This is a genomic window from Ruegeria sp. EL01 (assembly GCF_900313035.1).
Lineage (GTDB): Bacteria > Pseudomonadota > Alphaproteobacteria > Rhodobacterales > Rhodobacteraceae > Ruegeria.
Genome location: NZ_OMPS01000003.1, coordinates 17,240 through 35,057, shown reverse-complemented (window position 1 = coordinate 35,057; position 17,818 = coordinate 17,240). Strand labels below are relative to the sequence as shown.

General features: G+C 55.6%; 17 protein-coding genes and 1 pseudogene. 7 read left to right on the top strand and 11 right to left on the bottom strand.

What is annotated here, in order from left to right; all coding sequences use genetic code 11:
• Window position 1: 1 nt before the first annotated feature.
• Window positions 2-1,003, bottom strand: coding sequence for a 3-oxoacyl-ACP synthase III family protein (locus D9K61_RS01750; protein WP_216825735.1), 1,002 nt, complete (start codon window positions 1,001-1,003; stop codon window positions 2-4).
• A 212-nt stretch (window positions 1,004-1,215) separates the two neighbouring features.
• On the bottom strand, window positions 1,216-1,503 hold the full coding sequence (locus tag D9K61_RS27785; protein WP_174235070.1) for a hypothetical protein: 288 nt from the start codon (window positions 1,501-1,503) through the stop codon (window positions 1,216-1,218).
• A gap of 78 nt (window positions 1,504-1,581) precedes the next feature.
• Here D9K61_RS27785 and D9K61_RS01740 point away from each other — a divergent pair, with 78 nt between their 5' ends.
• Complete coding sequence (locus D9K61_RS01740) at window positions 1,582-2,070, top strand: hypothetical protein (protein ID WP_120631549.1); 489 nt, start codon at window positions 1,582-1,584, stop codon at window positions 2,068-2,070.
• A gap of 375 nt (window positions 2,071-2,445) precedes the next feature.
• Here D9K61_RS01740 and D9K61_RS01730 read toward each other — a convergent pair whose 3' ends face one another.
• On the bottom strand, window positions 2,446-3,405 hold the full coding sequence (locus D9K61_RS01730) for an IS5 family transposase (protein WP_120631547.1): 960 nt from the start codon (window positions 3,403-3,405) through the stop codon (window positions 2,446-2,448).
• A 214-nt stretch (window positions 3,406-3,619) separates the two neighbouring features.
• Between D9K61_RS01730 and D9K61_RS01725 the strand changes: the two genes are divergently transcribed.
• From D9K61_RS01725 to D9K61_RS01720, 3 genes are read left to right on the top strand one after another with little or no spacing between them, the layout of a single operon-like run.
• The gene (locus D9K61_RS01725) at window positions 3,620-3,847 is read left to right on the top strand and encodes a DUF6429 family protein (protein ID WP_120631546.1); all 228 of its coding nucleotides are present in this window, start codon (window positions 3,620-3,622) and stop codon (window positions 3,845-3,847) included.
• A gap of 52 nt (window positions 3,848-3,899) precedes the next feature.
• Window positions 3,900-4,091, top strand: coding sequence for a hypothetical protein (locus D9K61_RS27205; RefSeq protein ID WP_216825734.1), 192 nt, complete (start codon window positions 3,900-3,902; stop codon window positions 4,089-4,091).
• Window positions 4,070-5,482, top strand: a complete 1,413-nt coding sequence (locus D9K61_RS01720) for a DUF6880 family protein (protein WP_120631545.1) — start codon at window positions 4,070-4,072, stop codon at window positions 5,480-5,482. Before D9K61_RS27205 ends, D9K61_RS01720 begins: the two co-directional genes overlap by 22 nt.
• Before the next feature lie 188 nt (window positions 5,483-5,670).
• Here the strand turns inward: D9K61_RS01720 and D9K61_RS01715 are convergent, their stop codons facing one another.
• The gene (locus tag D9K61_RS01715) at window positions 5,671-6,171 is read right to left on the bottom strand and encodes an isoprenylcysteine carboxylmethyltransferase family protein (RefSeq protein WP_162946699.1); all 501 of its coding nucleotides are present in this window, start codon (window positions 6,169-6,171) and stop codon (window positions 5,671-5,673) included.
• Between the two features lie 252 nt (window positions 6,172-6,423).
• On the opposite strand from D9K61_RS01715, the gene D9K61_RS01710 reads away from it, so the two are divergent.
• Together D9K61_RS01710 and D9K61_RS01705 are read left to right on the top strand one after the other, a co-directional pair.
• Window positions 6,424-6,675 carry an SH3 domain-containing protein gene (locus D9K61_RS01710; RefSeq protein WP_254055647.1) on the top strand — a complete coding sequence of 84 codons (252 nt, stop codon included), beginning with the start codon at window positions 6,424-6,426 and terminating at the stop codon, window positions 6,673-6,675.
• A gap of 235 nt (window positions 6,676-6,910) precedes the next feature.
• Window positions 6,911-8,296, top strand: a pseudogene (locus D9K61_RS01705) (IS1182 family transposase).
• A gap of 308 nt (window positions 8,297-8,604) precedes the next feature.
• On the opposite strand, the gene D9K61_RS01700 reads toward D9K61_RS01705, so the two are convergent.
• On the bottom strand, window positions 8,605-10,293 hold the full coding sequence (locus D9K61_RS01700) for a winged helix-turn-helix domain-containing protein (RefSeq protein WP_162946698.1): 1,689 nt from the start codon (window positions 10,291-10,293) through the stop codon (window positions 8,605-8,607).
• 93 nt (window positions 10,294-10,386) lie between these two features.
• On the opposite strand from D9K61_RS01700, the gene D9K61_RS01695 reads away from it, so the two are divergent.
• Window positions 10,387-10,860 (top strand): SRPBCC family protein, encoded by a 474-nt coding sequence (locus D9K61_RS01695; protein WP_120631541.1) that lies wholly within the window; start codon window positions 10,387-10,389, stop codon window positions 10,858-10,860.
• Between the two features lie 350 nt (window positions 10,861-11,210).
• On the opposite strand, the gene D9K61_RS01690 is transcribed toward D9K61_RS01695, so the two are convergent.
• The 6 genes from D9K61_RS01690 to D9K61_RS01665 all read right to left on the bottom strand — a co-directional run bounded on the left by D9K61_RS01690 (window position 11,211) and on the right by D9K61_RS01665 (window position 17,807).
• Window positions 11,211-12,059 (bottom strand): DMT family transporter, encoded by an 849-nt coding sequence (locus tag D9K61_RS01690; RefSeq protein ID WP_120631540.1) that lies wholly within the window; start codon window positions 12,057-12,059, stop codon window positions 11,211-11,213.
• 411 nt (window positions 12,060-12,470) lie between these two features.
• Window positions 12,471-13,487 carry a proline racemase family protein gene (locus tag D9K61_RS01685; RefSeq protein ID WP_120631539.1) on the bottom strand — a complete coding sequence of 339 codons (1,017 nt, stop codon included), beginning with the start codon at window positions 13,485-13,487 and terminating at the stop codon, window positions 12,471-12,473.
• Between the two features lie 12 nt (window positions 13,488-13,499).
• Window positions 13,500-14,255: an SDR family NAD(P)-dependent oxidoreductase gene (locus D9K61_RS01680; protein ID WP_120631538.1), complete on the bottom strand. Its 756-nt coding sequence runs from the start codon at window positions 14,253-14,255 to the stop codon at window positions 13,500-13,502.
• 3 nt (window positions 14,256-14,258) lie between these two features.
• Window positions 14,259-15,014: an SDR family NAD(P)-dependent oxidoreductase gene (locus D9K61_RS01675; protein ID WP_120631537.1), complete on the bottom strand. Its 756-nt coding sequence runs from the start codon at window positions 15,012-15,014 to the stop codon at window positions 14,259-14,261.
• Between the two features lie 3 nt (window positions 15,015-15,017).
• Complete coding sequence (locus D9K61_RS01670; RefSeq protein ID WP_120631536.1) at window positions 15,018-16,496, bottom strand: aldehyde dehydrogenase family protein; 1,479 nt, start codon at window positions 16,494-16,496, stop codon at window positions 15,018-15,020.
• A gap of 57 nt (window positions 16,497-16,553) precedes the next feature.
• A complete protein-coding gene (locus D9K61_RS01665) occupies window positions 16,554-17,807 on the bottom strand; it encodes an FAD-binding oxidoreductase (RefSeq protein ID WP_120631535.1) in 1,254 nt (417 codons plus the stop codon).
• Window positions 17,808-17,818 lie beyond the last annotated feature (11 nt).

The window sequence follows — 17,818 nt, the reverse complement described above, 5'->3', positions numbered from 1 at the left end:
ATCACATTTGCATCGCAAGGCCCGAGAATGAAACGCCTGCCGATGTCCCCAACATCAGCAGCCGCGTTCCCGGCCCCGCCTGCCCCCGCCGGCGCGCATGATCCAGCGCTGTCGGCACCGAGGCAGCGATCTGGTTACCGATCTGCGCCACCAGATTGACGATCTTGTCGCCGCCGAAGCCCGTCTGTCGCACCATATGCGTCAGCGCGTGCGGGCTGGCCTGATGCGGGACAACCAGATCAACATCTTCCTTTTTCCAGCCCGCCTGTTCCAATAGTTCATCCACAAACCCGGGAAAGTGCTTCAGCGTCAGCTTGAACAGATCTGCACCATTCATCCGAAACAGAGTGTGCCGGGCAAACTCATCACGGTTCTTATGGTAGTCAAACCGGGTTCCTCCGGCGGCGATCTGGCAGGCCTCGTATTTCGACGGGTAGCTGCGCATCAGACTGGCCCGAATACCGCATCCTGACCTGTCATCGGGGCCAATGATAGCAGCGGCAGCCCCGTCACCAAACAGCGCAGCAACCTCGGGCTGTTCAGACCATGGCAACCCGCGCGAGGCGATTTCGGACGAAACGATCAGCGCATGACAGCAGGCCCCGGATGCGACCTGCCGGCTGGCAATCTCAAGCGCGCTGATGAAACTGGTACAGGTGCTGTTAACGTCAAAGGCCGCAGCGTTGCCGTCCCCCATACCAAGTTCCCGCATCACCAGCGGAGCGGTCGACGGCAAGGTCTGGAACGGGACGCCGTTGGCAGAAATAACCAGATCGATGTCGTCAGCGTCCAACCCGGCCTGATCCAGCGCACGCTGGGCTGCCGTCACGGCCATATCAATCTGGCTGATACCTTCGGCAAAGTGACGGGATTTGACGCCGGTCTCTTGCTCAAGGTGCCCGCGTTTCAAGCCTGCTCTTGTATCAAGAGCTTCGGACGCGACAGGATGGCCTGGCAAAAAGTGGCCCGTGCCGCGCATGGCAACCTGGATGGATTTGCTCAAGTGCTTACTCCGTCCCGTAAGATGCAGTCCGAAATAGGTAGGCGAAAACCTGCTGGCAAGTTGGGGATTCCTTACCTTTTTGTCGTCGGAACACTTATTATTTGATTTCGTTATGTTTTACGAGCTATCCAGCAGGCGGGTGTTGTCACGATAACCTTCGTTCGGTTACCCATGATATGATTTGGACGTAAGTGACATTAACGAAGTCATCGTCAGTCAGCTACAAGCGCCACCGGTTTCCTCCTCAGATCATCGCGCACGCGGTGTGGCTGTACGTTCGCTTCAACCTGATTCTGCGCGAAGTTAAAGAGATGCTTCTGCAGCGTGGGATCGATGCGTCTTACGAAACCGTCCGGCGTTGGGTCATCAAATTTGGGCCGGCGGTAGCTCGAAACCTGCGGCAGAGACAGAAACATCCAGGTGATGTCTGGCATCTGGATGAGGTTGCCGCGAGAATCTCGGATCGCAAGTATTGGCTCTGGCGCGCGGTCGATCAGCATGGCGTCGGGGACTGTTCCGAAGTTGGGGGGTTACGTTTAGGTCAGGAGAATGTGTGAATCTATTTTGGGGCAACAGTTATGGGTTGGCGGGTTTGTTTGTGTGATGATGGTGTCGAACCGGGGGACGACATAATCGACGTTTACAATTTTGGTGAAGTGTCTACTCCAGAGTTGATTGGTGATGTGGGGTTGGACCTGACGACGACCCGCGATCTTTTGGGAAATTTGCAATCTGCGATTGTTGCACTGCAAGAGGATTGTTTGCGTGCAGGGGCGCTTGCGCAAGCACGCAGTTTGCCGGGCGTTGAACTGAAAGATTATCGTCAACGGAAAATCCAGACTCTCTTCGGAGAAGTGGCCTTCTCTATTCCTCGCCTTCGGACCCGGGACGGTTCAATACTCTTCGTCGACTGGCCAAAGCATGCCCGTGCGCATCCAGAATTGGACTATATCAGAGCCCAGTTCTGTGCCTGGATGAGTTTCGGCAAAGCACAGAAGATGTTGGACCGCATGTTCCCGGTGAATGTGGGAATATCCGGCGTGACGCTCCTGTCACTGTACCCTTAATTACTGGACGCAGACACATTGCCGGACATTTTGCCCGGTTTTGTGCCCTTAATTCTCGGATATCCACAGGCTAGTGGCGACTTTTTTCGAGGGTGCGATCCGCGCATCGGAGCAACTCCGCACGGTCCGCATTCACACCGAGTTGTTCGATTGCTATTTTCGCCGCTGTCAGAAAGTCGGGTTTAGTTGTGTTGTCGGATTTCCGTGCCGGGAACCAGGCCTTCTGAATTTTGCGATCATCTGGTTCGTGACTCGACGGACTGCGTGAAAGGTGAACGAGTTGATCCAATAAATTGCGTTGACCAGGGAATGTCATGCGCAGCGACTGTGTTGCACGGATCAGAATTGGGGCGAATATCCCCCTTACCCAACCCTTCAGACGACGCGCTCATAGACCGCACGACCGAGAGATGTCATGCGGTTGAGCGCCTTTGATGCGATTTGTGCTTCGGCAATCTGATTGTCGAAATCACGTGCTTGCAGGCGATCGCCGATAACCTGTTTCCATCTGCCAATCTGGGCTTCAACCTGTGATCTCTGATTGTATCCAGTCTCAGCTTGCCAGCTTATTCTGCCATTTTGAGCGATGGCGTCGATGTGGTGGTTGCGTTGTGCATTCTCGCCATGAACCGCGTTCTTCGGAGGTAGGATAACGATCTCTATTTCAGACCCGAACTTGTCCACCAGACAGTCTACCACCCCCTGGCCGTCATAGGCACCATCCGCCAGGAACATACTCACATCAGCATCAACATCGGTGAGCAAATCTGGCAGCGCCGTTTCATCACCCACATGCTCTGTGGTCAGCTTCGACGCTACAATATCGCCAGTTTCCGTATCGAGCCCAATATGCAGCTTGCGCCATGTTTTGCGAGCTTTCCGGGTGCCGTGCTGTTCTTCATGCCAGCCGTCGCCGCCACGTATTTTCAGACCCGTGCTGTCCACTATGAGGGTAATTGGCTTACTTGCGGCTCGCCGATCTTGGGCGATCACCAGCCCTTTGCCACGTCGCGATAGCGTCGAGTAATCCGGCACTGCGAGGTTCAACCCCATCAGCTGGGCAATCGACCGCATGAAGCCCTGAGTCCGCCTGAGCGGAAGCCGAAACACGACCCGAAGAGTGAGGCAAATCTCGATTGCCAAATCGGAGTAACGCGCTTGGCCACCGCGTGTCTTGCGACGTGGCGGCGCCCAGTTCTGCACCACATCATCAGAAACCCAGATCGTCACATCACCTCGACGCCGGAGGCTTTCGTTGTAGTCCGAACAGTTCGTGACCCGGTACTTAGCTTTGGCAAACTTGTCGCGACGGGCATCATTAAATTTGTGGGGCATCGACCGTCGCTCACGTCACAGAAAACGCTGGCAATACCTTGAGCGAACGATCCGTGCAACACAGTCGCGTCAAGCAACAATTCCAAGGCAACGACGACTGCGCCGCAGAAAGTCTGTTGAAAATTCCGCACCCAAATTCTTCGCTCGCAAACCTTGTGCGGACCTTCGCGGTGACATCAAAATGATCGCAGCTCTGTCTACACGGGTGAAACCTATGGAATTGGACAACGACAAACTGGATGCGGTAGCACTGGCCATTCTGAGCCTGACGCTACATGACGGTCGGCGGGTCTGGAAAGGGATCGACTGGGCGATCACCGACCGGCTCTATGAAAAGGGCCTGATCGAGAATCCCGCCGGTCGGGCGAAGTCTCTGGTTCTGACCGATGAAGGGCTCGCGGAGGCGGAAGCAGTGCTGGCCGGGATGTTCGGCAAAACCTGAACTGCCTGCCGCACAGGGGGTGGCCGTTGAATGGCGCATCCGTCTCTGCGTCATGGACGACCTGGCCCTGACTTTGACCCGTCAGTCGCATGCGGCATCGCTGTTATCAAATTGCGGCCATTGGGTCTTCCTGCGGCATTTCATGGGCCGGACAGCTAATCCTTGCCCTCCCGATCCGGTCGAGGCACTTATTGAGGCAACAGTTAAAACCGAGACCTGCCCATGGCCCGCAAACCTGCCCTGACCACTGACAAGCTGAAAGACCTCGGTGCCGACAAGCTCGCGCAGCTGGTGCTGGAAGAAGCCGAGCGCAATGCGGGGTTCCGGCGCCAGGTCAAGGCGGCGCTCGCCGGGAAATCCGGCCCCGAGGCCATAGCAAAGCTGATCGACCGGAGGCTGTCCGGGCTGGCGCGGGCAAAGAGTTTCATCGAGTGGGACAAGGCCCGCGCCTTTGCCGACGATCTGCGCAGTCTAACCAATACCCTCACCTCCGAGCTTGGTGCCGCCGCGCCCGGACTCGCCATAGACCGGCTGTTGCGCTTCATCGCCACCCATGAACAGGTGTTCGAACGTGTCGACGATTCTTCGGGTCGCATTCAGGACGTTTATTATCAGGCAATCACCGCGACAGGTGATCTGGCGCAGAGCCTGGCTACACCCGAAGCGGATCTGCTACCCGACAAGATCATGACCGCCCTTGGCGAAAGCACTCACGGCTATCTGGTCGAGGTAACCGAGGTCGTGGCGCCGCACCTGCCGCAAAGCGGCCTGGCTCGCTGGAATGCCGATCTGAAAGATGCCATCACTGAGCGACGGGCCGAAGAAGCGGTGGGCAATCCGGATGGCTGGTTCTATTCCATGACCTCACAATGGGCAGCGATGCGCCAGACCATTGCCAAGGCGCGGGGGGATCTCGATCTGCTCATCGCGCTGGAGACGAAAAAGCAGCCGCGTATGCAGGACACGCTGGGGATCGCCGCGCAGCTTCTGGAGGCAGGCCGCAGCGCCGAGGCGCTGGATTGGGTGCGCAAACCGGGGCAGCGCGCGTTTGGCGAGACCGATAGTGACCTTTCGCCGGCACGGGTTAGCCTGGAGGCGAGTATCCTGGAAGCCACGGGCGACAAGCCTGCCGCGCAGGCCCTGCGCTGGCGTTGCTTCGAGGCGAAGCTGTCCGCCGTTATTCTCGGGGATTACCTCAGGCAGCTGTCGGATTTCGAGGATGTCGAAGCTGAAGACCGCGCCCATGCCTTCGCGTTGGAAAAGGCTGAGCCCGAGTTGGCACTGCAATTCCTCCTCGACTGGCCGCGACTCGATCTGGCAGCAAATCTGATCGCCATGCATCCGTACCGCTGGAACGGTGGTGACTGGCACATCTTGCCGAAAGTCGCGGCCCTTCTGGAGCACGATTATCCGCTGGCAGCAACGATACTCTACCGGGCACTTCTGGACGACATGCTGGATCGCGCGCGCTCCAAGGCTTATGGGCACGGCGCGAAATACCTCGAGAAACTGGCTTTGCTGGCCGAAGAGACGGATCCCACTTGCTCCGGCAAATTGGTCGACCACACAACTTATCTTGCCAGGCTTAAGAAAGCGCACCCCCGCAAATCAGGGTTCTGGACCCGGGTCGATTAGGAGCAATCTGAGTCGCCACGAGCCAGCAGGTTCCGTCTCCCTGTTTGGGTCAGAGGTGATGGGTGCGGACTTGAGTGGTCACACGATCGAGTGCCGAGATGCCACGGAGCAACGCGTCATTGCGGTCCTTCGCGAAAGCCGCAATCTGATCATGAGCGAACTCACACGTCGCGGGAAAAACCGGTAATTCAACTGCCGTTGTCACCTGCGGGCTCATACGGCCGCAACATGGCAACCCATCGTGGGACCGCCGCCTTGTACTTTCGGTAGTCTTCGCCAAAACGTCGCTCCAGCCCCGGCTCCTCTATGAATATGAAATAAAGTGTGTTGAGGAGAAAAAACACTAACGCCCAGCCGAGCAGGAGCGGGCTGTTCAACGCCACTGCTTCAGCCAATATCATTAAAATGACCGATGAAAGCATGGGATTGCGCACAAAGCGATAAGGTCCACTGACCACAAATCGTTGAGGTGGATCCCACGGTGCAGGAGTTCCATGCCCATCACGAACAAACAGCTTCATAGTGTAGGCGGCCAAAACAAGCGCTGGAACAGCCAACATCACCGCCACAGCCAGTTGGAGACGCGTGCCAACACTTGCGCCAAATGGCCAACGTTCGCTGAACCATTGGATCAAAATCGGGATGTAAATCAGCGCTGTTCCTGGAAGGATAAGCACTGTTTTAGTCATTCGCCAAAACATGGAGTAGACTTACCATATCTTGTCTATCGTCGGGAGCGCGCCGAACTTCATTTTCATTTGCGGATATCACCTGACGCGACAATCATCGCCTTGAAGCTTTGGTATTTCTCCTATTTCTGTCTTGAAGTTGTTCATATTGGTGACCTGAGTTGCTACGATTTTAGTTGAGGCAACAAGCAGGACATCGCGATGCGCAATGCAATCTTCTTACCCCTGGCGGCAATGTTCCTAGGGACCATAATGAACGTTGAAACGGCAGCCGCCGCCTCGCTCGGACGATACGAGGTATTTGGCGTCGAAGACGGTGACATGCTGAAAATGCGTGGTGGGCCTGGAACAGGCTACGTTGTGATTGTTGGTCTGCCAAATGGAACCGCCTTACGAGTTCACAGTTGCGAGCAAACCGGTGGCACCCGGTGGTGCCGCGTTTCCTTGGAGCGCGCACGTGGGCTCAAGGGGTATGTCTCTTGGGCATACTTGCGAAAAATTTGAAACAACGGTGATCAGCGTTACCAACTGAACAGCATCCATGAAGTGTCGACAGAAGAGGCCCTCTCTGTCCAACTGGCACTGCTTAACATGAACTTAGAACTGACTTGCGAGCCACAAAGGAGGCGGCCCTTCAACTGAATCTGTGAAGTCACTTGCGGCTTATTTTGTTGAAAAACTCACCCTTGATCGAAGCGTAAGTCGCTGATTCAATTCCTTCTGCAGGGAGGGATTTGCGATGATGGGACCGAGGCAGGAGGCGCAAGCGGCGCTGTTCTACGAGTTCTCGCTTGAGGATCATGTCCCGCAAGATCACCTGTTGCGTTCGATTGACCGTTTCGTTGATCTGACCAGCGTGCGGGCTCATCTGGCGGATTTCTACAGCCACACCGGCCGGCCATCTGTCGATCCGGAACTGCTGATCCGCATGCTGCTGGTTGGGTATTGCTTTGGCATCCGGTCCGAGCGGCGGCTTTGTGAAGAGGTGCATCTGAACCTGGCATATCGATGGTTCTGCCGCCTCGATCTGAATGAGCGTATCCCGGATCACTCGACGTTTTCCAAGAACCGGCATGGACGCTTCCGCGAGAGCGAACTGCTGCGCCACCTGTTCGAGACGACTGTTGCGCGGTGTATCGAAGAAGGTCTCGTCAGCGGCCAGCGCTTGGCAATCGATGCCAGCTTGATCGAAGCCGATGCAAACAAACAGAATTCAACGCCAAAAGAAGAATGGGATGCATCAACCATCGATCCTGAAGATGCGCCTCGCGCGGTCCGCGAGTATCTCAACACTCTGGATGAGGCGGCTTTCGGAGCTGCGAGCGAGGTGCAACCCAAGTTCACCTCGCATTCTGACCCTGCGAGCCAATGGACGGCAGCGCGTAAAGGGCCTGCTTTCTTCAGCTATTCTGACAACTACCTGATCGACACCGACCATGGCGTCATCGTTGATGTCGAGGCCACACGGTCCATCCGACAAGCTGAGGTGGGATCGACGTAGACCATGCTGACACGGGTGAAAGACAAGTTCGACCTCGTCCCCGACTGGATGATCGCCGATACCGCCTACGGCTCCGGCCCGATGCTCGGCTGGCTCGTGGATCGCAAGATCGATCCTTACATCCCGGTAATCGACAAGGCCGGACGCCCCGAGGGCACCTGGACACGCACAGACTTCGAATGGGACGCTGAGAATGATCAATATATCTGCCCAGAGGGTCACGCGCTTAAACAGTTCCGCAGGAACTACTCAGACCCGAACCGGGGGCCGACGGGCAAGGGCACAGCCCGCTATCGCGCCTTGAAAGAAGTCTGCCAGGTATGTCCATCCAAGCCCAAGTGCTGCCCGAATGCCGATGCACGGAAGATCACCCGCGAAGAGCACGAAGATGCGCGCCAGGTCGCCAGAGATCTGGCCAAAACCGAAGAATACCAGATTGCGATGAAGCTCAGAAAGAAAGTTGAGATGCTCTTTGCCCACCTCAAACGCATCCTCGGTCTGGGACGGCTCCGATTACGCGGACCATGTGGTGCCAATGATGAATTCCTCCTCGCCGCCACCGCCCAAAACCTCCGCAAATTGGCGAAGATCTTTCCCGCACCGCAGCAAACACAAAAAGCCTGACCAGAAAGGCGCTTGCGCTCCGTTCAGAGCACCACTTTCTGCACCCGCAACGCGTTGTTTTTCCACAAAATCGACCCATAAGAGACATTCGCCACCTAGCCTCGATGCTGTGGTCGCAGCCCGCATTCCGGCCGTTCGCTGCGTATGCAAGATTGGACCAAGTCGCCTGCACGAAGGTATGGCGAAAGTTTCGTTGCTCTGTTCTTAGTGATGGAAAAAGGAAGCAACCTCAGCAGGCCAAATCACAGCCCCTGAAGGCGTCACTTTTAGCGGCCTTCATGACAGCATGGTTCCAGCACCGGCGCTTTCTATTCTGGCAAACCGGCTCCACGCAGGTCGTTAAGAACGCGTTCCAAATCTGAGGCTAAGACATACTTTCCTTCATAGTTGTGAAGAACGTCCTGCAGGGAATACGTAGGGTCGAAATTGATAAGTTGCGCAACCGCTTTTTGCGCCTCACTCCTATCACCCCTGCACATCTGGATGATCGCCAGCACCCGATACGCCATCGGAGGTATTTCGGACATGCCGTTCATGGTCTCAAGCGCATCGTCACAGTTCCGCGTGTGCCATTGTACCCAAGCAAAGTTCCATTTAATCCAGTCTTGGTGGAGTGGGTCCAGACGGACGACGCGTAGCATCAGTTCTTCGGCCTCTTCTGCGCGCCCGCCATAGGTCAATGCCTCGGCCAGCGCGGCCATGGCGCTCGTATCGTTGGGGTTGAGTTCCAGCGCCTTTTGAAAGCGCGCTACCGACTTTTCAAGCTCGCCTTCCTGAATGTGCATGTACGCCATGGCCGTATGCGCATCATAGTACCCCGGCGCGACCTGGACGGCCTTGCGCGCATAGGTCCGTGCGGCATTCAACTCGACGGCCGGATCTTCGTCCGTCCATCCCCAGCGATACCTGTTGATATGAACAAACGTCAGCCCGACATATCCATAGGGTTGCGTCGGGTCCGCCTCGATAGCGGCCAAGTTGGCCAGACGGGCCTTTTCGTTGCCTTCCGGGGTGAAGGAAAATAGATGCTGACGCGCTTTCCAATTCAGAAGCAGGGCGGTCAATTTCGCCTCGTCGGACTTAATCGCTTTTTGGCCTTCGAAATTTATGACTCTTTGGGCGACCGTCGCGACGGTTCTCTGCACGATTTCATCCTGCATTGCAAAGACATCGCCGAGATCGCTGTTATAGACGTGTGACCAAAGGCTCTGACCTTCAACGGCATCAATTAGCTGAACGGTAACGCGCAACTGATCGCCGCTCTTTTGTTGACTGCCCTCCAGCAGGTAACGAACGCCAAGCGCGCGGGAGATTTTGCCGACTTCAGTTGTGCTATCTCGAAAACTGAAACTCGAGTTTCGCGCAATGACAAAGAGTTCAGAATATCGGGACAAATCGACGATTATGCCCTCAGCGATGGCATCGCTAAGGTAGCCGGCATCAGGACCAACGCTCAGGTCTTCGAATGCAAGGACCGCAATCGATGGCTTGGAGGGCAAAGGCAGCTCATCCGACGAGGCGAACTTGTCCTGACCCACCCACCAGATTGAACCAAGGGTCACAACGACCAACGCGATCAGGGTGACGGCAGCCAACCTTTTCCGGCCGATCCGCGCGACCTCGGATGGTGCGGCCGTTGGTTGAACCTCACCTGAAGAATTAGCGGTCGGAACCAGTCTATATCCCTTCTTGGGAAGTGTCTGGATGATCCTGTGATCGGCGTCGTTCAGCGTCCTGCGGATGTCAGCGATGCACTGGGAAAGGCTGTCGTCAGTGACAGCCGTCTTGGCCCAGACGTTCTCGAACAAATCGTCCTTTGAAACGGTCTCGCCAATCCGATCCACGAGATAGTCTAGTACTTCGGAACTTTGATGACGCAGATGAACCGGGTGCCCAAACCCATCCAGCAATTCACCTGTCTCCACAGAAAACTCAAAGTCGCCCAACCGCACTTTGCCTGATGAATTCAGATCTTTTTCAGGTCTTTCTCCGGACATTTCAACCGTCTCCATGCCCCACTGAGCCTGCGAAGACTCGCACCCAGAGGCAAGGAAATTCTCCTGCTTCTCAACCTTTCGAAAGGAAACATCATGACATCTATTGCGAAATTTTCAATCATCGCCGCCGGTTTACTTTGCGCTACAGCTGCTTGGCCAGCGGATTTTCAGGTCAAACGGTCACTTGAACTCCCGTCTTCAACGCCACAGGTTTGGCAACAGATCGGCGACTTCTGTGACATTGACGATTGGCACCCCAAGGTATCTTCGTGTGCGCTAAAAGTCATGGATGGGTCACTGGTCCGTGTGTTGACAACGGACACCGGGGAAGAAGTGACCCAAAAACGTATCGCCCGAGAGGAAGGACTATCTTACACGTACAAGACCGTCAGTTCCTCATTGCCCATTGAGAAATTCACAGCAACGTTGTCAGTGCAGCCTGGGGAAAACCTGCTCATCGAGTGGATTGCAAACTTCTCCTCTGATGATCCTGACATGGAAAGTGCTGTGGTCGGCGACATTGAGGCCGGATTGTCAGCAATAGAAGGTATCCTTGCATCACGATGACAACGGACAGGCAGCATCCAAAAAGTCAGGCGGAATGAACCCATTTTTAGCGCCTGACATTGCTACCTGGATTCTGTTCGATTGGGTGGCAACTGTGATCTGTTTCAAGCAATGGTGGGAAGATATTCCACAGTTTGAACGCGCGTTCGCTCGCAGCAGGAACTCGCAGAGCCATCTATAGCTGGCCGCTTGCTGACGGCCCATACCGGTCACTCAACAGCGCATTGCGATGCTGCGGTCGCACCCGATTAGCCGCCATTCGCTGCGATAACAAAATCTCGAAGACTGCGAATGGAGAAAGCTCGGGACGAAGGGACCGTCTGCTCACGCGAAACCAATGTCTGTTATTGTTAAACTCGTTGCTTTTCTTGTCGGTAGTCTATCGCCGCGTGCCACAAAACCGCAGACATGATCACTGTCCCGCCAATGACCGCAGCAATAGGYGGAAGCTCACTCAAAATAACCCATGCAAGCAGAGTTGCGCAGGGAATCTCGACGGTACCCAGAAGGGCCGATTGTGCGGAAGGGATTAGTCGTGTTCCCTCTGTCCAAAGTATCACCGCACCAGCGAAAGCAACACCGAACAGGATTAACAGCGCCGCGTCTTGAGATGAGACATCAAGTGGCGTCCCAATCAGCGCACCAACAACGAAGTGCTGCAAAGCCGATGCGCCACCAGCCCAGACCACCGGCACATCTGCAAACTTGCGTATCAGAACGATATAGGCGGCGTTTCCCAAGGTCATAGCAACTGCCAGAAGGTCGCCCAACAGCTTGCCGGTTCCCAAACCACCAGACACGATGATCACGACGCCAAGCAATGACAAAGCACCTGCAACCAAGGTGCGGCCCTTGGCGTTTTCACGCATGACCAGCCATGCGATCCCAGCCGCAAAAAATGGGGCTGTGGCATAGATCACGGCGACGTTCGCGACGTATGTCAGTTTGAACGCATAGATAAACGCGATACTTGCAAAGCTGCCGACACTCGCCAGTATCCAGCCTCGCAGACCCAATCGAAACGCGAGACTTCGTGGCGTACCGCCTCTGCGATATTCGACATATGCAATGACAGCTAATCCGCCTATTAGCCCGCGCCAGCAAGCAATAGTCCAACCATCCGCCTCGATTATCTTTGTCAGGACGCCAGAGACACTAAATAAAATCGCTGAAAGCGCTACGAGGACGATCCCCGTCATATGTTGTGAACGCTGCACTCTCTCAACTTTCGACTATTGTCGTTGGCTTATACCAAGACACTGTTGCCAACTACGTGTCAGCAGTCTTTGTTGGGATATTCCAATAACGGCTTTTCATCGTATCCGGAGCATTCGACGATGTGGGTTCGGCGCTGCCGCTATATCAGTCGCAGCATCCTTTCCAATCGGCCCGGATCGCGGCGTCACGGACGGCCCAAAGGAGACATTCACCGCCGTTAGCGCCGCCGCAATGCAGCTTCCCCGAAGCGGACATTGGTCGCTATCGCGGCATATTTGTCGACGCAGTGAACGGATCGCCGACATAAATCAACTTTGCAAGACCGCCTGATAGAAGCCCCTACCTTACTAGGCCGCAGCTAGACTAAGCTTGTTTACCTTGATCTACAGCGATTATCCTCCCCACGTATCGGACAGTGAAAACCCCAAAGGGAATGGGTCTGTGGGGTCTAAGCCAATTTGGCTTATGCCGTAAATCCAACACTGCCCAGAAATTTTGTTTTTTGTGGCTACGTGATCTCCAATTCTGGTTTCGGAGACAAACACAGTTGTGAATTCACTGCCAATAATCGATCTGGAAACGAGCAAATCACCAGGCTTCGCATTTCCGCTGGCATGCCAAACCGCCATGTTGGCATTCGAACCTGTGCCACAGGGCGACCGATCAACACGACCAGGCCGCAGTGTCGTGCAGGTTCGAACAGCCCCGTCTTCGTCGAAACTGCGAAACATGACATATGCCAGCCCATCAAGCGCCGAAGTTGTAGGGTGCTTGATCAGGCATTGAGATGCGATCATTTCCCGCAAAGCGACACCATCCATAGCCAATGAACGCGCGTTTTCAGGGGATATTGCAAGACCCAACTGTTCGACATCGACCAACGCATAGAAAACGCCGCCAAAGCAGATATCAAATGTTATCTGACCCCAATTCGGCGTGTCGATGACGGCGTCCTTGACCAAAACGAAAGAGGGCGGCATATCCAGTACTACCTTGGTAACCTTTCCGTTTTCGCACTGGGCCACAGCACGCACCAATCCGGCTGCGGTGTCCAAAGCGACTTCGGTCTCGGGCTCGACCATCTCCTTCATCCCTGTTTCTAGGATGGCCGTCACGGCACACATGGCATTGGACCCTGACATCGCATGTGCCTGATCGGGTTGCAGCACGATGAAACCCGTATCGGCCTCTGGAGTGGTGGATGGAACCAGAAGAACAACGGAACCCGCCGGACCGGAACGCGGTTCAGAACACAACAGGCGTCGCAGGCTGTCGTCCACTTTGTTGATATGTTCGAGCTTGTCCGCCATCGTTTCGCCAGGGATGTCCAGCACTCCACCGGTTACGACGCGGCCGATCTCACCGGCGCAATGCACATCGACCAGTTGCAACGTTCTTGTCCAACGCATCAGAACCTCCCGCTAGGCGACCGCTTGGGCGCCAGTGATCTCGACGACGGTTCCACAGAGATAACCGGCCTCGTCTGAAGCCAGAAAAGCGACAAGCGCAGCAATCTCCTCGGGTTCACCAATTCGGCCGTATGGGACCAGGGCATTGAGGTCGTCTATGCTTCGTCCACTTCGGGCAAGGTTGCTTTCCAGCATTGGGGTACGCACTTCTCCCGGCGCGATCCCATTTACCCGGATGTTGTCAGGAGCATAATCACGCCCAAGATTTTCAGTAAACGCAACAACTGCTGCCTTTGAGGTGTTATAGGCAATATGTCCTGGCGCCGGGTGGAGCCCCCATTGCGATGCCGTGTTGATGATCACGCCACCGCCCTGCGCTTGCATGACCGGAATAACGACGCGGCACATATGGAACAATGCATCGACATTGACCTTGAAGGAAAGGCTCCAGTCTTCCGGGCTTAGTTCCAGCAAGGGTCCGCGCCGCATGAGGCCGGCATTGTTGCACAGAACATCAATTTGGCCTCCGTCTTCGGTCAGGCTGGTTACGAAGCTTCCAATAGCCTTGGCATCTGTCAGGTTCACGTTTCGAAAATCTGCATTGCCACCTTCAGCGCGAATTGCGGCGGATAACTCCTCGGCAGCTTCGACGTTGGTGTCAACGACCCAGACCTTCGCCCCCTCTGCCGCAAATCGCCGACAGATTGCGGCCCCAATGTCGCCCGCCCCTCCCGTCACAACAACGGTTTTGTTTTCGAAACGATTCATGTGTTACCTCATTTGGCTGGCGCCATTAACGTCCAGGACGGCTCCGGATAGGGATGCTTGGGAAGAGCGCAAAACAAACGAAACAAGCTCGGCAATTTCGGAGGGTTCTGCCATTTGTCCGACCGGGATACCTTGCAAGGCAGCCGTTTCGCCATGTTCGGCTATATATGCATCGGACATTTCGGTCCGAACCCAACCAGGTGCCAGGGCAGTTGCAGTGACATTGTCCCGCCCGAAACCGCCTGCGATACTCTGTGTCAGATTGATCAGAGCAGCTTTGGTCGCTCCATAAGACATTGCTTCTGGTCGATAGCCACCCTGACCCGCACGCGACGCTATGTTTATTATCTTACCACCGTCATGTAGGCGAAAATGGCGGATGGTAGCCCGGCAAAGGTCCGCTGCGGCCAACAGGTTCACCTGAACGTCCGTGCTCCATGTTTCTTGCCACGCATCCAGCGGATCTTCGACGGATGAGGGCGAAAGAATGCCCGCGTTGTTTATCAACCCATGAATGCGGCCTGCGGCAGATTGCACCTCCGACCAGAGATTTGTTGGCCCTGCCATAGCAGCCAGATCAGCCTGGAAACACATCGCTCCATTGCCGATTTCTGCAGTCAATTCCTCGGCTTTTTTCCTGTTGGTCCCGTACTGCAGCACGACACGTGCCCCTTCACCCGCCAGTTCACGAGCGATCGCCGATCCAATTGATCCTGTCGCCCCCGTTAGCAAGACAGTTTGCCCACTGAGATGTGCCATACGTTAACCTTTCAGGTACCAGCCCCATGGTTTGGAGCCATCATAGGTCGTGATCTGTTTGGTCTCGAGATAATTGTTCAGCCCCCACTCGCCCAACTCACGACCGATACCAGATTGCTTGTATCCGCCCCAAGGCGCCTCGGTGAATGTCGGTTGCGAGCAATTCACCCAGACGATCCCGGCCCTAAAGGCGCGCGCAACCCGGTTGGCCCGCTCGGTATCGGTAGACATGACCGCAGCACCAAGACCAAATCGCGATGCGTTGGCAAGCGCAATGCCTTCTTCCTCGGTTTTGAACGGGCGAATGCAAACGACGGGGCCAAAAATTTCCTCGTTCCAGACCCAGCTGTCCAGCGGCGCATCAGCCAAAATAGTGGGCTGGACGTAGCAACCGTGCTCGAGCCCATTCGGGACGCCACCACCCGTTACAACCCTCGCACCTTCGGCCTTGCCACGTTCGATGGCGGCAAGGACCTTTTCGTGTTGTGACGGGCTGACCAAAGGGCCCAGCAACACGCCATCCTCCAGTCCGTGACCAATTTTGATCTTTTTTGCTTCTTCCTTCAAACGCGCCATCAGCGGTTCATAGATTTCCTCCTCGATCAGGACGCGCGACGTGGCCGAACAAACCTCGCCCTGGTTCCAGAAGATGCCGAACATGATCCATTCAACGGCCTCTTCGATGGGTGTGTCTGCAAAGACCACCATTGGGGATTTTCCACCGAGTTCTAGGGATATCGTTTTGATGTCCTTGGCAGCTGTTGCCATGATACGGCTGCCAGTCGGGATCGAGCCGGTGAAGGCCAGTTTGTCCACATCAGGATGTTCAGTCAGGGGTTGTCCGGCTTCGGGTCCAAAACCGGTAACGATATTCAGGACACCTGCAGGCAAACCGGCAGCCTCCGCAATCGACCCATATTCCAGCGCCGTTAGGGGAGTCAGTTCGGATGGCTTCAGAACCATGGTACATCCTGCGGCAAGCGCTGGTGCCACTTTCCATGCACCCATCAACATCGGGAAGTTCCAAGGAATAATCGCCCCTGCAACGCCAATGGGTTCTTTCACGGCTTTGGATGCAAACTCAGGCATTCCCAAGGCGATCTCTTGTTCCGCGCTATTGTCTAAACGCTCCGCTAAATCCGCATAAAAATGGAAGCACCCTGCCGTGTCCTCGATATCCCAAACAGCTTCTGGAAGTGGCTTTCCGTTGTCACGGACTTCCAAACGAGCCAGTTCGTCCACGCGCCGCGTGATTTTGTCGCCCATCCGGCGGAGAACCTCGGCGCGTTCCACCCCGCTCATCCTGGGCCAGGGTCCGGTGTCAAAGGCATCACGCGCGGCCCTGACAGCGGCGTCGATGTCCTGCTGCCCGCCGCGGGCAACCTGATGAAACACTTCTCGATTTGACGGATCAACAACGCCGAAAGCCTCGCCCGAGACTGCATCGGTCCATTGACCGTTTATGAAGAGTTGGTTTTTCATGAAAGCACCTCGGGCATTAATTTTCTGTAGTGGGTCTGTGGATCGGCAAGCCTGTCATCAAAAACGGCCGATACTGTAAGGGGTCATGTCTATGGGCGGCTTTTCACCACAGATAAGATCAGCCATCAGTTGGGCGTTGGTTGCCGCGTAAGTCAGACCAAGATGGCCATGGCCTGTGGAGTAATACACTCCGGGCATCTTGCCCGATGCAGACATTACCGGGATCGTGTCCGGTAAAGCCGGGCGGTGCCCCATCCATTCGGAGGTTTCTTCCAGTTTCAGGTCGGGCAATGCCTCGAGCGCGCGCTTGACGGTTACTCTGGCGCGACGATAATCAGGTGCTGCGTCCAACCCCGCCATTTCAACGGTCCCGCCCACCCGAATTCCGCTGGCGGTAGGGCTGACCATGAACGCTTTGGCTGGCCAGATGATTGAGTGGTTGATCTTAATCCCCGGCTCCATGATTTGTGTGTGGTAACCGCGCTCGGTTTCAAGAGGTATATGTTCGCCCAACATTTTGACCAAGCAGGCGGAAAAGGCCCCGGCACAGATGAGGAGTTGTTTCGCAATTATGTGCGAACCGTCGTTTAGATACACAGTTTTTTTGTCGCCGATGACCTCAAATCCGGTGACTTCCCCACGAACAATCTGTCCGTCCCGGGCAGCGATAATTTCTGTCAGCCGGGTCACGATATCAACTGGGTTTCGAACAGTTCGGTTATCCGGTAACAGAACGGCTTTATTAATGACCGGTGCGATTTCCGGCTCCAGTTCACGCAGACGATTGCCGCCGATCACTTCGTAGTCAAAACCATGCCGGTCGAGCATATCCAACCGCTCACGATCCGCCTCGAACTCGTCCTCATTGGCGTATAGGGACAAGCAACCTGTTTCACTGACATCGTCGGACAATCCGATCCCGGCCATCAAGGCCTGCATATCCGGTAGGGCGCGTTTGCACAGAGCGGCGCCTTCCGCTTCCAACAGCCGTAGTTTCGAAGGCATGCCTGCCTTGAAGAAGCGAAGAAACCACGGAACAAGCTGAGGAACATAGCCGGGGGCGACGCGAATTGGTCCTTCTGGATCCAACAGCCAGCGAGGTGTTTGCAGCCAAACGGACGGGCGCGATACCGGCATGAATTCGGTCACAGCAATTGAGGCCATGTTGCCGAAAGATGCGCCGCTGCCGGGTGCGTCCTGATCAATAAGGGCAACCTTGTGCCCGCGGTTTTGTAGTTCATGGCCGAGCGCGGCGCCAATAATACCGGCACCGACAATGGCTGTGTCAAACAGTTGGACGGTCTGAGGCATCGGGAGTCTCA